Origin of the sequence: Streptomyces xanthophaeus (assembly GCF_030440515.1) — a bacterium.
Lineage (GTDB): Bacteria > Actinomycetota > Actinomycetes > Streptomycetales > Streptomycetaceae > Streptomyces > Streptomyces kutzneri.
In genome coordinates this window covers 5195925-5209701 of the sequence record NZ_CP076543.1, presented here as the reverse complement: position 1 = coordinate 5209701, position 13777 = coordinate 5195925, and the positions used below count along the sequence as shown (strand labels likewise).

The window sequence follows — 13777 nt, the reverse complement described above, 5'->3', positions numbered from 1 at the left end:
GGTTTCATTAGGTGACACATCAACAACAGCATCGAACGGGGAGTCCTCACCATGACCCGCCTGCACGTCGTCTCCGCCGCCACCCGACCCACCTCCTCCGGCCGCCCGCTCGCCCGCTGGGTCACCGAGCAGGCCCGTGAGCGGGGCGGCTTCGACGTCACCTCCGTCGACCTCGCCGAGATCGCCCTGCCCTTCCTCGACGAGCCCGAGTACGCCTCCACCGGCAACTACGCGCATCAGCACACCCGCGACTGGAGCGCCCTGGTCGACTCGGCCGACGCCTTCCTCTTCGTCCTGCCGATGTACAACGGCGGCTTCACCGCCCCCTTCAAGAACGCCATCGACTTCCTCTACAACGAGTGGAAGGGCAAGCCGGTCGGCATCGTCAGCTACAGCGCCGGCCCCACCGGCGGCGCCCCGGCCGCCGAGATGCTGCTGCCGGTCCTCACCCGCCTCGGCATGCTGCCCGCCGAGCGCTCCGTCGCGATCCCGGGCATCCCCAAGCTGCTCGGCCCCGAGGGCTTCCTGGCCCCGGAGACGCTCGCGGGCGAGCTCGCCGGGGTCCTGGACGACGTGGCCGAGCTGGCGGCGCGGCGCGCCGCCGAGGCCGTCACGGTGTGAGCAGGCTCCCCACCAGGTGGTCGTACGCGGCGTGCGCGTGCAGCCGTACGCCGGTGAGCAGCGTGTCCTCGTCCGCGTAGAAGGCGGGATGGTGGTTGCCCACCATCCCCCGCCCGCCCGGCACCGCGACGGGCTCGCCGGTCGCCGGGTCCAGGGCGGTGTCCTGGACGCCGAGCATCACGTACAGCCCGCCGAAGCGGGAGACCAGCTCCGAGACGTCGTCGTAGCCGAGCGTGCCGCCCACCTCCACCACCCGGTCCGCGCCCGCGACCCGGGTGAGGGTGGGCAGGGCGGCCGCCACCCAGGCGGGCTCGTTGCGCACCGCGGGCACGTCCTGGAGCAGCTCCACCCGCGCGGTGCAGCCGTACGCCTGGGCCGTGTGCTCGGCGAGCACCGTCAGCCGGCGCTTGACCTCGGGCATGTCCCGTTCCTCGGCGCAGCGGACGGTGCCCCACAGGGTGACCGTCTCGCCGATGACGTTGTACCGGCCGACGTCCTCGACGTGGCCGATGGAGACGGTCAGCGGGGAGTAGGCGGACATCTGGCGGTAGAGCTGGCCGATCCCGGTCAGCAGCGCCCCGGCGGCCGGCATGGGGTCGATGCCGTGCCAGGGTGAGGAGGCGTGCGACTGACGGCCGGTCAGCACGATGCGGACCAGGCAGGACGCGCCGTACATGGCGCCGGCCTTCCAGCCGACCCAGCCCTTGGGGTGCGGGGTGACGTGCATCCCGAAGGCCATGGTCGGCACCGGATCGGCGAAGGCCCCCTCGGCCACCATCAGCCGGGCGCCGCCCTCCTCCCCCACCGGAGGGCCCTCCTCCGCGGGCTGGAACACGAACAGCACGGCGCCGGGCAGCCGCTCCCGTACGGCGGCCAGCACGCGGGCCGCACCGAGGAGCATCGCGGTGTGGCAGTCGTGCCCGCAGGCGTGCGAGGCGCCGCCGTCCGGCGCCGCGAAGTCGGCGCCGCAGCGGTCGGGTACGGGCAGGGCGTCCATGTCGGCCCGCAGTGCGGCCACCCGCGGTCCGGGCAGCCCGCCCCGCAGAACGCCGACCACCCCGTGCCCGGCGATCCGCGTCCGCACCTCGTCGAGCCCGAACGCGCGCAACTCCTCGGCGACGAGCCGGGCGGTGCCGGCCTCGCGGTTGGGAAGCTCGGGATTGCGGTGCAGATGCCGGCGCCAGCCGATCACCTGTGCGACTCCCTCGCCACTGAGCCTGTCGATCTGCTCGTGCATCTCATCGGCCATACGGGTGTTCTAGCCCATCGCGCAGGGGTCTTGCGCGGCGTTGGACAATGGACGGTGGCCCGGAATCACTTCGCACGCGCAGCAGGAGGACACGCATGGCAGAGCCCGAGCGGACCGAGCGGCGGCTGCGGCCGGCGCCTCTGCTCTTCGAGCCCTCGGAGGCCGTGGCGGACCCGGAGCACTTCTTCGACCTGGAGTCGATCGAGGACCCGCGGGAGCTGCTGGCCCGTGCGACCGAGCTGACGCTGGCCTTCCGGGCCGCGCAGGAGCGGGCGGTGGAGTTCCAGGCGCTGGCGGCGGCCCAGCTGGCGGATCCCCGCCGGTTCGACCGGCTCTCACCGGCCCTGATCGCCGAGCAGGCGGAGTGGACCGAGGACTACGCCCGCAAGATGATCGAATTCGGCGAAAGCCTCCAGCGCGGCGCGGGTACGCCGTAGACCGCGGAGGGGCCGGCCGTCCGGCCCCGCCCGGCATGCGAGGAGCGCACCATACTCCCGTGACAGCCCCGCCGTCCCCGTTTTCGGTGACTCGCGGATACTGCTCCGCTACGGCGGGTAGACAGTGGCATATGACGACGCTGACGAAGGCTCCCGGCTGCACCGCCCTCCACGCGCGCGGCGAGCGCACCCGCACCGCACCCGCCACCCACGTCACACCCCAGGGCGCCGCCTGGCTCACCTCCGCGGCCGCCCACCCCCGGCGCACCCTCGCGGTGTGGGAGGCGCGGCCCGGGCTGCCCGCCACGCTGCCCTGCGGTGACCCCTTCGACGTCGTCAACGTCCCGCTCGTCCTCGGGCGCCGGATCCTCGACCTGCTGTGGGCCGAGGGCCCGGGCTCCGGGCCGGTCGCCGTGCACCGCGGCCGGATGCTGCTCTTCGCCGCCCCCGGCACCGCGCACCGGCTGCCCGCCCTGCTGGCGTGGGAGGAGTGGGGCGGCTCCCGCACCGCCCCGGCGCCGCTGTGCCACGGCCGCGGCGACGCCGTCACCGTGCCGCCGCTGGCCGCCACGCCCGGGCAGTCCCGGTGGCTGGTGGCCCCCGACGCGCGCGAGCCCTGGCTTCCCGGGCCCGAAGCCCTGCTCTGGGCCTTCGTACGGGCGGCCCGCAGCCCCGCACCGACCGGACCTGGGGATATCGATTTTTCGTTCCGCGGATCCTCCTGCTAATGTCTTCCTCGTCAGCAAGCGCCGCTAGCTCAGTTGGTTAGAGCAGCTGACTCTTAATCAGCGGGTCCGGGGTTCGAGTCCCTGGCGGCGCACAGCGAGGCAAACGTCAAAGGCCGCTCTTCCTTCGGGAAGGGCGGCCTTCGGCGTTCCCGCGGCCCGGCGCCGGCGAGGGGACGAGCCGGACCTCCAGGAGCCCGCATGGCCGGATCGAGTTGTGGTCTACGTTGTACAGGTCGCGCGCACCAACCGAGGAAGCACTCATGACTGGCAAGAGCGATCTGTGGGAGGCCCTGGCCGAAGAGCACACGGCCGCCCTTCTGAGCCTTGGCGTCCCGGTCCGGTACGCGGCCGGAGACGTGATCCTGCGCGAGCACGAGCCGTCGTCGCACGCGGTCCTGCTACGGGAAGGCATCGCCAAGGTCGTGGTCACCGCGGAGACCGGCCATGAGGTCATCCTGGGGCTGCGCGAAGGCCCCGACATCGTGGGCGAGATGGCAGCACTGGACGGCCGGCCGCGGTCCGCATCGGTGATCGCGAAGACCGACGTCATGACGACCATCGTCACCGCCGATCAGCTCAACCGCTTCCTGGAGACGCACCCGGAGGTCCTGCGCACCTTGGTGCGCATCCTGATGACCCGTCTGCGCGAGTCGGACCAGGCCCGTTTGGACATGGCGTCCCAGAACGTCCTGCAGCGGATCGCGACGCAGCTCGTCACCCTCGCCGAGCAGCTCGGCACCCCCTCGGGCGGCCCGGATTCCCCGTCGCTGACCTTGCCCGTCACCCAGAGCGAGCTGGCGGCGATGATCGGGGCGTCCCGCGAGGCCGTCGCCAAGGCCCTGAACCTGCTGCGCAACCAGGACCTGGTCACCACCAGCCGGGGCCGGATCGCCGTCATCGACCTTCCGGCCCTGCAGGTCCTGGCCGACGACAACTGACCGAACTGGTAATTTTCACACTTCTTCCGTGTAGGACTGACAGTGTGTTAGCGTAACCGTATGCACATGCCCGTGCGCAAGACCTTCCTGGGCCTCGACATCGTGGGCTTCACCCGATCCGATCGCACCGACAGCGCCTGCCTGACGATGCGACGGGTCCTGTACGACGCCCTGGCCGCCGGACTCCGGAAGGCAGAGATTCCACCTGCGGCCTGCGAGATGCTCGACCGCGGGGACGGCATCATGAGCCTCCTCGATGCCGTCGTCGAACCCGGCCTCGTCGTCGACACCGTCGTGCCGGCGCTGGCCGCGGCGCTCCACGACCACAACGCGGCGGCCGTACGCCAGGAGCAGATTCAACTGCGCGCCGTCCTGCACACGGGAACGACGCTCCAGGACGAGAGGGGCCACGTCGGCAGGGACATCAGCCATGCCTTCCGGCTCCTGGACGCTCCCGAGCTCCGGCTCGCCCTTGCCGGCGACCGTGGCGAACTCGTCCTGGCGGTGACCGATGCGGCGTGGCTCCGGCTACGGCCGGATCAGCGCGGCCTGCCCCTCGGCCCGTTCCGTCGCACTCTGCTCAGCACGAAAGAAGCCGCCGTCCAGGCCTGGGTGACGATCGTGTCGCCCGGCCCGCTTCCGGCCGGCTGACCGCACTCCGCTCTCCGCTCGTCCCGCACGGCGGGTGTGCTGCGCCCCGGCCAAGGAAACGCAGCCCACCTCACCGCTCAGTCACGCCCAGAGATGAGGACACGACGTCATGGACACTACCCCCACCTGGCCGAACGGCCGGCCCCACGACGAGCGGCAGCCCGAGCCGCAGTCCGGCTGGCGGATGGCCAACCTGCCCGTACCGCTTCCCCGCAACGCGACGAAGGCCGTCGCCCATTACCGGGGCATGGCACCGGCCGGCCTCGCCGTCTACATCCCGTTCGGCGATGTCCACGGCGAGAACCTCTGGGCGCTCGTGATCGTGATCGCCATCCTGGTGGTGGCGGACATCGCCGTCACCTGGCGGCGCGCCGCCCCCGCATAGCCCGCCGGGCGCTCCATGGTCACGTCGTGATCTTCACCGTGTACGCGCCCGACCGGGTGCGGTCGGCCACCTCGATGGTGATCCGCTCCCCCGGCACGGTGTACGTCTCGCCCACCTCCAGCGGCGCGTCCGCCAGCGGCGGGTACACCGACCGGTCCCAGCACGCCTCCGTCGACGGGTGCGCGTCCAGCACCTCGATCGGGCCACCGCCCGACGAGGCCTCGTTGCGCACCCGGTAGACCAGGACGCCTTCCGTGCAGGTGTCGCCGTCGTTGCCGGCGGAGCCCCGCGCCTCGACGGCGATCGCGCTGCCGGGGCCCGTACGGATCACCGCGAGCCGGGTGCCGCCCGTTCCGCCGCTCGGCGGGGCCTGGGCCAGCGGCTGCAGGGTGTGCAGCGAAGAGCCCGACTGCACGCAGTCGACCTGGGAGGCGTCCAGCCAGCCCAGCTTCCACTTGTTCCAGGCGAAGAGGTCCGGGGCCATGCCGAACTGGCTGCCCATGACGTCCCAGTCCCCGACGTACGTGTCCCAGTCGCCCTTGCCGTCCGTCGGCCGGTGGTAGAGGTCGGGCAGGTCGAAGACGTGCCCGGTCTCGTGGGCCAGCACGTTGCGGTCCGGCGGGTGGCGCTCGAAGACGGTGACGATCCGCCGCAGTTCCGTGCCGTCCGCGACGATCGGGTTCTCGAAGTTGACGACCTTCGTGGCGTCGGAGTCCACGCCGGGCGCTTCCGGATCGGCGACGAAGTAGACGACGTCGTACTTGCGGAAGTCCACCTGGGCGTCGGCCGTCGCGACCGCGTCCCGCAGGTACGAGGCCCGGTCCCCGGCGGCCCAGTCCCGCTTTATCCCGTACGCGGTGGACGGCTTGGGCATCTGGATCCACTGCTTCTGCGGGTGTGGGGCCAGCTTGAACCGCCCGTACGAGGCCTGCTCGAAGAAGTCGCTGGTGGCGGGGAAGTAGTCGCCGACGATCTCCTCGGTCTTCAGGGCGCTGCGGTGGTCGGGGAAGGAGAGGAAGACCATGACGGCGTTGAGCGTGCGCTCGGGTTTGGGGTAGGCGCCGTTCCAGGTGTCCAGGCCGAGGGAGTGGTGCGCCGAGGTGCGGGTCAGCGCGCAGGGCGCGGATCCCGGATCGGCCACCGCGGGACCGGCGACGAGCGACATGGCGGCGAGCGCCGCGAGGGAGGTGAGTGCCGCGGCGGTACTTCGGACGGAGCGTTCCACTCCCCCGGGTGTCTGCTGTCGCGCCACATCGACCTCCGGTGGTGGATTCGTACCTGTTCATCCACCTTGAGGCGATTGTCTTACTAATGCCCTGTTCCGCTGCCCCACACGAGTGAGTAGTACGGCAAGTCGGTGACCCTCGAACTTCACGCCCCTGCCTACAGAACGTCACGACCGATCACCTGAGAACAGCAGGAGCCCCCGCACGTTCAGAGCCGCGCAGAAACGATCGCCCGGACTTTCGCCGCCGATCCGTCATCACGCCGAACTGAACCGTCTCAACCGGTGGCGCCGCTGGATAGGGCCTCCCGGCAGCCTCTATGATCGGCACACTTTCCTGCGCGGACACTCACGAACACTGCGGGAGCCAACGGTGAGCGGAACCTCAGAAGGAACCGGTTCGGCGGCCGACAGCATCCGATCGGCCATTACGGAGCGTCACCCGGCAGTGCCGGCAGTGCCGTCGGCATCGGCCACCCAGGCCGCGCCGGCGTCGTCGTACCGCGCCGACTCCGACCTGCGCGACTACCGGGCCGCCTTCAACGCGGCCCACCTCGCCATGGCCGTCGTCGACCGCGAGGGCTACGTGGTCGCCGCCAACCAGGCCTTCGCCGGGCTGCTCGGCAGCGAGCCGCACGCGCTCGTCCACCGGTCCGCCGCCGACCTGGTCGACCTGGCCGCGGAGGCCCGCACCTGGGCCGCGTACCAGGAGGTGCTCCGCGGCCGGCAGGCCCGGCTGCGCTGCACCCGCCGCCTCAAGCACCCCGACGGGCACTCGCTCTGGACCGAGGTCACGCTCGGACCCGTCCCCGGCACCGGGGACGTCCTGCTGTCGGTGGCCGACATCAGCGACCGCCGCGACCTGCAGGCCCGCCTGCGCCACCTCCAGATGCACGACCCGGTCACGCGCCTGCCGAACCGCGCCCTGTTCTTCGAGCGGCTCTCCTCCGCCCTGGAGGCCGCCTCGTACGAACACGGCGGCGGCACCGGCCGGATCGGGCTGTGCTACCTGGACCTCGACGGGTTCAAGGCCGTCAACGACACTCTCGGCCACCGGGTCGGCGACCGGCTGCTGACCGCCGTCGCCGCCCGGCTCACCCAGTGCGCCGACCAGTCCGGCTACGGGCGCACCGGCGGGCACCTGGTCGCGCGCCTCGGCGGCGACGAGTTCGCCCTGCTGGTCGAGGACTCCACCGGCACCGAGCAGCTCGCCGACCTGGCGCGGAGCGTGCTGGCCGCCGTACAGGAACCTTTCGACCTGGCCGGGCAGCGGCTGTCCGTCTCCGCCTCGATCGGGGTCGTGGAGCGGGCGGCGGCCGGCACCTCGGCGACCGGCCTGATGCAGGCCGCCGACACGACCCTGTACTGGGCCAAGGCGGACGGCAAGGCCCGCTGGACCCTGTTCGACCCGGAGCGCAACGCGCACCGGATGACCCGCCAGGCGCTCTCCTCCACGCTGCGGCCGGCCGTGGAACGGGGGGAGTTCGAGCTGGAGTACCAGCCGCTGGTGGACCTGGAGAGCGGCGCGGTGCGCGGGGTCGAGGCCCTGGTGCGCTGGAACCACCCGCAATTCGGCACACTTACGCCGAATCGGTTCATCGGGATCGCCGAAGAGGACGGGTCCATCGTCCAGTTGGGACAGTGGGTGCTGCGGACCGCCTGCCGGCAGGCCCGCCGCTGGCAGATCGAACAGCCCAGTGACTCCCCCGTGTTCGTGTCGGTGAACGTCGCCGTCCGGCAGGTCTGGGACTCGGATCTGGTCGGCGACGTCGCGGAGATCCTGGCCGAGACGGGCCTCGCCCCGCAGCTGCTGCAGCTGGAGCTGACCGAGTCGGCGGTGATGGGCTCGGCCGGGCGCCCCCTCCAGGCCCTTCAGGCGCTCAGCGACATGGGCGTGCGGATCGCGATCGACGATTTCGGCACCGGCTACTCGAACCTCGCGTACCTCAGCAGGCTTCCTGTATCAGTTCTGAAACTGGACGGTTCCTTCGTGCGCGGATTCCGCTACGAGGAGGGCACGCACCCGAACCCGGCCGACGAGACGATCGTCGAAGCCCTGGTCCAGCTCGCCCACCGGCTCGGCCTGACGGTCACCGCGGAGTGCGTGGAGACCGCCGGACAGGCGGCACGGCTGCGGCGCGTCGGCTGCGACACGGGCCAGGGCTGGCTCTACTCGCGAGCAGTGGCCCCGGAACGGATCGCCGAGATGATCGGCACCAAGCCGGGTGCGGACAACCGCCTCTAGCGGCATTCCACTTCCCTGTTCTGCGTTCACTTTGATGCCATTTGGGCGTTTGGCAGACCGGGAACCCCCTGGAACGATCACCGGGCAAAGGCTTTTGACCACCTTTCGTGATCCATGGGGGAACACCAGCATGAAGCTCACCCGTACCGCGCTCAGCCGTACCGCGCTCGCCCTGACCGCCGGCGCCCTCGCTCCGGCCCTGCTGCTCGCCACCCCGTCGCTCGCCTCCGCCGCGCCGGCCAAGGCGTCGGTCACGGCTCCGGCGAGCGCGGCGCTGGGCTCCGACACGGAGAACGCCTTCGCCATCGCCAAGATCCTGGCGGACCCGGCGAGCGGCAAGGCCGTGATCCGCGAGGCCAACAGGGCCCTCAGCGGCACCCCCGAGGACCGCGTGGCCTTCCTGACCACGGGCTTCGCGAAGGCCCAGGACGAGGACAACCGGTTCGCCATCGCCAAGATCCTCGCCACCAAGCCGGGCACGGGCGTCAAGCGCGCGGCCGGCAAGGCCCTCGACGGCACCCCGGCCGACCGCGTGGCCTTCCTGAAGACGGGCCTGGCGATCGCCCAGGACGAGGACAACCGGGTCGCCATCGCCAAGATCCTCTTCGCCAACCCGGCCACCGGCAAGGCCGTCAAGCGCGAGGCCAACAAGGCCATGGACGGCACCCCGGCCGACCGGACCGCCTTCCTGAAGACCGGCCTGCGACTGGCCCAGGCCGAGGACGACCGCGTCGACGTCGCCCGCATCCTCGCCCGCCCGGGCATCAGCGACGCCCTGCGCGCGGAGGCGGGCAGGCTCCTGGACGGCAGCACTCCGGAGGAGCTCCGGTACTTCATCACGGTCGGCCAGTACCAGCTCTGACACGAGGAGGCCGGACCGCCCGATGGGCGGTCCGGCCTGCACCATGTGGTCGTCCGGCCCGGCCGGGCTAGCCGTTCACGACCTTGTCGTAGCGCAGGGCGACGTAACCCGAGGCCGCGTGGCCGGCGATGCGGCCGTCGGTGCCGCCGTTGAGGTAGTCCTGACCACGCATCATGTCGTCGTTGGTGTTGGCCTCGTGGATGTACGAGAACTTCCCCGCGGCCTTGTCGACCCACTTCTCGAAGAGCACCACGTGTCCGTCCAGGGTGTTCAGCGCATCGCCGGGCTGGAGGTCGGACTTGGAGATCGTGGCGGCGATGCCCGGCAGGCTCTGGGTCGTGTAGCTGGTACCGGCGTGCCAGACCATGGAGACGAAGCCGGAGCAGTCGGTGCGGTAGGTGTGGTCGCCGTCCGGGTCGGAGGCGTAGGCGCCCTGGTTGTAGGGGATGTCACGGCTCAGCCAGTTCACGGCGCGGCTCATGACCTCGCTGCGGGCGATCTGTCCGCCCTTGGTGGAGGGGGTGGGGGTCGGGGGCGCCGGCGGCTGGTAGGTGCAGTCGTTGGCGAAGGCGGAGAGCAGGCTCTGGGTCCAGCCGCTCGCGTCGACCGGGTCGGCGGGGTGGTAGGCGATGTCGTCGCCCTTGCCGTCGGTGGGGTCGGCGTCGTGGTACCAGTACATCCCGCCGTTCGTACGGCCGTAGTAGAGGCCGCCGCCGGGCGAGACGAGGTTGTCGACCGCCGACCAGCCGGAGCTCTTGAGCACCGAACTCTCCCAGTCCCCCACACCGTTGATCTGGTACGAGAGCAGTCGGCCGTCGGCCGTGCTGGCGATGAGGACGTCGTCACCGGCGGCGGCGAGCGTCTTGAGGACGAAGCCCGTGTCGATCACCGCGTGCTTGGCGATGTGGGCGGGCCCGCTGGGCTTGGCCTGGGAGACGTTGTAGCGGTGGAGCTCGCCGCCGACCGTGCCGTAGAGGTGACCGGCGCCGTCGTAGGTCAGCTTGTCGAAGGTCCAGCCGCTGTCCCAGATCTTGGTGACTCCGGCCAGGGCCAGGGCGCTGTCGTTGGTCTGGATGTCGACGCGGTACAGCTCGCCGGCCGTCGAGGTCACGAGGACGGTGTTGAAGTTGAGGGTGGCCATCGCCTTGGGCGTGAAGCCGAGGTTCGCCCCGATCAGGGTCTTGACGCGGTCGCCGGTGTTGGGGGCTATCGCCGTGTAGGTGAGGCGTCCGTCGGGGAGGGTGCCGTAGACCGACACGTTGCCGCCGCAGATCGCGGCGGCCTGGGCCGGCGCCGAGGTGAGGGTGACCATGCCGAGGGTGGTGGCCGAGACGGCCAGGGTGGCGGCGAGGCGGCGCTTGAGGGACGACGAGGACATGGGTGTCTCCGGATTCTGGGCAGCCCTGACGTACGCGCGCCGGGCCGGGGAGGTGAGGGGGGAAGCAGGGGGAGAGCGCGGGGAGCGGGCGCGGGCGGGCGTGCGCGGCTCGGGGCGGCTCAGTACCAGTTGTTGTTCAGGAAGTGGGTCCAGGCCCCGCACGGCGTGTCGTACCGGCCGTCGATGTAGGACAGGCCCCACTTGATCTGGGTGACCGGGTTGGTGCGCCAGTCGTCGCCGAAGGCGTCCATCTTGGAACCGGGCAGGGCCTGGGGGATGCCGTACGCCGTGGAGTTCGGGTTGTCGGCCCAGTAGCGCCAGCCGCTCTCCCGGTCCCAGAGCTGCTCCAGGCAGTTCCACTGGGTGGAGCTGTTCCAGACGCCGCCGTCGTGCTTGTTCATCAGGTCGCGGCCGGCCGCCTTCACGGCGGGAATGTCCCTGCCGTCGAGCGGGTCCGCGGTGGCGGTGCAGCTGAAGGTCTCCGGCTGGGCGGAGAGCAGCTGCTGCGTCCAGCCGCCGGTGTTGACGGGGGTGTCGTTGTGGTACGCGATGTCGCTGCCGCTGCCGTCGGCCGGATTGGCGTCCTTGTACCAGTACATGGCGCCGGTGGTCTCGATCCGGCCGTAGTAGAGGCCGCCGCCGGGCGAGACGACCTGGTCGAAGCCGGACCAGCCGGAGGACTTGAGGTCGTCGCGGTCCCAGGTGCCATCGCTGTTGATCTTGTAGGAGTAGAGCGCGCCGGCCGACGTGGTGGCGAGCAGCCGGTCGTCCCCGGCGGCCGTGAGCGTCTTCAGGACGAAGCCGCTGCCTATCTCCTTGCGCTGGCCGATGTGCGCCGAGCCGGTCGGCTTGGGCTGTGAGACCAGGTACTGGAGCAGGAGCCCGCCGGCCGTGCCGTACAGGTGGCCGTGTCCGTCGTAGGTGAGCTTGTCGTGGGTCCAGCCGCTGTCGAAGATCTTGACGGGCGGGCGCTCCAGGACGAGGGACTCGTTGTTGGTGAGGACGTCGAGACGGTAGAGCGCGCCCGTCGTCGATGTCACCAGCACCGTGTTGAAGTTGAGGGTGGCCATCGCCTTGGGCTCGAACCCCAGGTCCGCCCCGACCCGCACCTTCTTCAGCGCCCCGGTGGCCGGGGTGATGGTGCTGAAGGTGAGGCGGCCGTCGGGAAGGACGCCGTAGATCGAAGCGGTCCCGCTGCAGGTGGTCGCGGCCTCGGCGGCCGGGGCGGCGGCGACGGTCGCGGCGGTGAGCAGGCCGGCGCCGAGTGCGGTGGAGAGGGCGGCCACGGCGCTCTTACGGGCAGCCTGACGGAGGGTGGTGGTCACTGCGTTCTCCTGGGGAACGGTCGCGGTGCGGCTCGGTGGTGCGGTAGCCGTGCGCCCGCAGCGGGGCACGGGCGCCGTCGAGGATGGCGTGCGCCTGGGTGAGGGCCGCGGCTTCGGAGGCGGCCCGCAGGAAGAGGTAGACGTCCACGCCGTCGCCGGCGGCTTTGGCCCGCAGGTGTTCGAGGCCGTGCGCGGCGGGGGTGTGGGCCCAGATCAGATCGGAGACGAGCGCGAGCACGCCCTCCTGGTCCGGATCGGCACGAGGCCCTGAGAGGGAGGCTCGGACGACGCGCATGCCGGCTAGTCCCAATTGATGCTGTCCTCGACCGACACGGGGGCGGTGTCCCAGTTGATGCTGCCGTCGTCGGAGGCACTGACGTGGTGGTGCCCGGCGGAGGCGGTCACCGAAGTGGTGGTGACGGCACCGGCGCACAGGGCGGTGAAGACGGCGACGACAGCGGCGAAGCGGGCAGTATGGGACATGGTTTCCCCCAGGTCACAGGCTCGGAAGCGATGCGGGCGGTGCGGTGTGCTGCGCGCTGGTCCGGATCGTCCTTGCGGCTCTGGCCTGAGTCGGGGAGTTCCCTCCCCGCCGTCCCGGTGATCACCATGTTGCTGCCCCCGGGCCCGGCGAAGAAGAGGTTCCGGCTGTCACCAACAGGCCTGGCACCTTGGTGCCAGACTTCGCCTACGATCGCGGAGGCGGCGCCGGCCGGGCCGCCCAACTACCGCCGGGGGGCTGGGAGATGCTGCAGACACTGGGTCTCGGAGCGGATGTGGAAGCCGTGTACCGGGGCATGCTGGCCGACCCTTCGGGAGGGATCGCCGAGCTCAGCGCCCGCCTCGGCCTCACCGAGACCCAGGTCCGCGAGGGCCTGGACCGGCTCGTCGACCTCGATCTGCTCAGACCGTCACGGGACTGCCCGGGCGGGCTGCGCGCGGTGAGACCCGAACTGGGCCTGGAGCTGCTGCTGCGCCGCCAGGAGGAGGAACTGGCCCGGCAGCAGCAGGAGCTGGCCCGCAGCAAGGCGGCCGCGGCGCAGGTGGTCTCGGAGTTCGCGGAGCTCAGCCCGAACACCGAGGTCGACGGCGCGGAGCGGCTCGTGGGGATGGACGCCATCCAGGGCCGGCTGGAGCAGCTCGCCCACGGACTGTCCCGGGAATGCCTGGCGATCCTGCCGGGCGGCGCACTGTCCGAGGCGAGCCTGGAGGCCTCCCGGCCGCTGGACCGGCGCGCACTGGCCCGCGGCATCGAGATGCGCTCGGTCTACCAGGACAGCGCCCGCAACGATCCGACGACGCTGGCCTACGCGCGGTGGCTCACCGAAGAGGGCGGCCAGGTGCGGACGAGTCCGCTCCTGCCGCCGCGCCTCCTGATATTCGACCGGGCCGTGGCCGTGGTCCCGATCGACCCCGACCATTCCCGTCTGGGCGCCCTGTGCACCAGCGCGCCCGGGATCGTGGCCTCCCTGACCAACCTGTTCGAGCAGACGTGGGACTCCGCCGTACCGCTCGGAGCCGACCGCCCCCGCCCCAGCGACACCCGCCCCACCGCGACCGAGCTGGAACTGCTGAAGCTCCTGGCCTCGGGCATGACGGACGAGGCCGCGGCCAAGCGTCTCGGGGTGTCGCTGCGCACGGTCAGGCGCCAGATGGCCGCCCTCATGGAACGCCTCCACGCGACGAGCCGCTTCGAAGCCGGCCTCAAGGCGGCCCAGCAGGGCTGGCTCTGA

The 13777-nt window shown here is 71.3% G+C and carries 14 protein-coding genes, 1 tRNA gene and 1 pseudogene; 10 read left to right on the top strand and 6 right to left on the bottom strand.

The window, feature by feature from the left end:
• Positions 1-51 precede the first annotated feature (51 nt).
• Entirely contained in the window at positions 52-621 is a 570-nt protein-coding gene (locus tag KO717_RS23145) for an NADPH-dependent FMN reductase (protein WP_301370909.1), read from the top strand.
• Here the strand turns inward: KO717_RS23145 and KO717_RS23140 are convergent.
• On the bottom strand, positions 611-1870 hold the full coding sequence (locus KO717_RS23140; RefSeq protein WP_301370908.1) for a M20 metallopeptidase family protein: 1260 nt from the start codon (positions 1868-1870) through the stop codon (positions 611-613). The two genes, KO717_RS23145 and KO717_RS23140, sit on opposite strands and share 11 nt — an antisense overlap.
• A 95-nt stretch (positions 1871-1965) precedes the next feature.
• On the opposite strand from KO717_RS23140, the gene KO717_RS23135 reads away from it, so the two are divergent.
• From KO717_RS23135 to KO717_RS23110, 6 genes and pseudogenes are all read left to right on the top strand, one after another.
• Positions 1966-2307, top strand: coding sequence for a hypothetical protein (locus tag KO717_RS23135; RefSeq protein ID WP_301370906.1), 342 nt, complete (start codon positions 1966-1968; stop codon positions 2305-2307).
• A 131-nt stretch (positions 2308-2438) separates the two neighbouring features.
• Positions 2439-3063 (top strand): annotated as a pseudogene (locus KO717_RS23130) (bifunctional DNA primase/polymerase).
• Positions 3054-3127, top strand: a tRNA-Lys gene (locus KO717_RS23125). The pseudogene KO717_RS23130 and the gene KO717_RS23125 overlap by 10 nt, the downstream one beginning before the upstream one ends.
• Positions 3128-3295: 168 nt before the next feature.
• Positions 3296-3973 (top strand): Crp/Fnr family transcriptional regulator, encoded by a 678-nt coding sequence (locus tag KO717_RS23120; RefSeq protein ID WP_301370904.1) that lies wholly within the window; start codon positions 3296-3298, stop codon positions 3971-3973.
• A 60-nt stretch (positions 3974-4033) separates the two neighbouring features.
• Positions 4034-4624 carry a hypothetical protein gene (locus KO717_RS23115; protein ID WP_301370902.1) on the top strand — a complete coding sequence of 197 codons (591 nt, stop codon included), beginning with the start codon at positions 4034-4036 and terminating at the stop codon, positions 4622-4624.
• 109 nt (positions 4625-4733) lie between these two features.
• The gene (locus KO717_RS23110; protein WP_301370900.1) at positions 4734-5009 is read left to right on the top strand and encodes a hypothetical protein; all 276 of its coding nucleotides are present in this window, start codon (positions 4734-4736) and stop codon (positions 5007-5009) included.
• A 19-nt stretch (positions 5010-5028) separates the two neighbouring features.
• On the opposite strand, the gene KO717_RS23105 is transcribed toward KO717_RS23110, so the two are convergent.
• Complete coding sequence (locus tag KO717_RS23105) at positions 5029-6234, bottom strand: M6 family metalloprotease domain-containing protein (RefSeq protein ID WP_301370898.1); 1206 nt, start codon at positions 6232-6234, stop codon at positions 5029-5031.
• A gap of 373 nt (positions 6235-6607) precedes the next feature.
• On the opposite strand from KO717_RS23105, the gene KO717_RS23100 reads away from it, so the two are divergent.
• Positions 6608-8479: a putative bifunctional diguanylate cyclase/phosphodiesterase gene (locus KO717_RS23100; protein WP_301370896.1), complete on the top strand. Its 1872-nt coding sequence runs from the start codon at positions 6608-6610 to the stop codon at positions 8477-8479.
• A 130-nt stretch (positions 8480-8609) separates the two neighbouring features.
• On the top strand, positions 8610-9341 hold the full coding sequence (locus KO717_RS23095; RefSeq protein ID WP_301370894.1) for an ALF repeat-containing protein: 732 nt from the start codon (positions 8610-8612) through the stop codon (positions 9339-9341).
• 67 nt (positions 9342-9408) lie between these two features.
• Here KO717_RS23095 and KO717_RS23090 read toward each other — a convergent pair whose 3' ends face one another.
• The 4 genes from KO717_RS23090 to KO717_RS23075 all read right to left on the bottom strand — a co-directional run bounded on the left by KO717_RS23090 (position 9409) and on the right by KO717_RS23075 (position 12527).
• Positions 9409-10719 carry a tachylectin-related carbohydrate-binding protein gene (locus tag KO717_RS23090; RefSeq protein ID WP_301370892.1) on the bottom strand — a complete coding sequence of 437 codons (1311 nt, stop codon included), beginning with the start codon at positions 10717-10719 and terminating at the stop codon, positions 9409-9411.
• Between the two features lie 119 nt (positions 10720-10838).
• Positions 10839-12044 carry a peptidase S1 and S6 gene (locus tag KO717_RS23085; protein WP_301370890.1) on the bottom strand — a complete coding sequence of 402 codons (1206 nt, stop codon included), beginning with the start codon at positions 12042-12044 and terminating at the stop codon, positions 10839-10841.
• Positions 12013-12339 carry a hypothetical protein gene (locus KO717_RS23080; RefSeq protein WP_301370888.1) on the bottom strand — a complete coding sequence of 109 codons (327 nt, stop codon included), beginning with the start codon at positions 12337-12339 and terminating at the stop codon, positions 12013-12015. The genes KO717_RS23085 and KO717_RS23080 overlap by 32 nt, the downstream gene beginning before the upstream one ends.
• 5 nt (positions 12340-12344) lie before the next feature.
• A complete protein-coding gene (locus tag KO717_RS23075; RefSeq protein WP_301370887.1) occupies positions 12345-12527 on the bottom strand; it encodes a hypothetical protein in 183 nt (60 codons plus the stop codon).
• Positions 12528-12790: 263 nt separating this feature from the next.
• Here KO717_RS23075 and KO717_RS23070 point away from each other — a divergent pair, with 263 nt between their 5' ends.
• Complete coding sequence (locus KO717_RS23070) at positions 12791-13777, top strand: helix-turn-helix domain-containing protein (protein ID WP_301370885.1); 987 nt, start codon at positions 12791-12793, stop codon at positions 13775-13777.